Genomic DNA, 426 nt, shown 5'->3' on the forward strand with positions numbered 1-426 from the left:
CAAGCATATTTTTATTATGATATGCTCCGACGAGAACAATTACCCGAATACGAAAGTCATTAACATGTTGAAAAAAAGTGTATCTTATGCCGGATCGGCAGCTTTGGTTTTATTACTTGCAGCCTGTGCCAGCCAACAACCGGCTCCTGTAGTCGTCGGCACACAAAGCGGTGGTTCAACAACAAGCTCTACCGCTGACAATCCTTACGGTGCAGCGCCTTACAATACCAACACCAGCCCAGCGGCAGATGCTCCATACACTCCGCCGGCAAGTACACCTGCTCCAACGTACAACAGCGGCAGCACCGGCACTTACACGCCTTCTTACGCACCTGTTGATATTAATGCAGCGACACATACCGTTGTTCGTGGTGATACCGTTTACAACATCTCCAAACGCTACAACATTACCCAAGACAATCTGCG

1 protein-coding gene is annotated in these 426 nt (G+C 48.6%); it reads left to right on the forward strand.

The genetic code is table 11. The features are described 5' to 3' along the window. Nucleotides 1-64: 64 nt before the first annotated feature. A partial coding sequence (locus ACTHSP_RS22105) for a LysM peptidoglycan-binding domain-containing protein (RefSeq protein ID WP_440347024.1) occupies nt 65-426 on the forward strand: 362 nt, incomplete at its 3' end.

The sequence above is a fragment of the Neisseria sp. P0001.S005 genome (assembly GCF_051963715.1).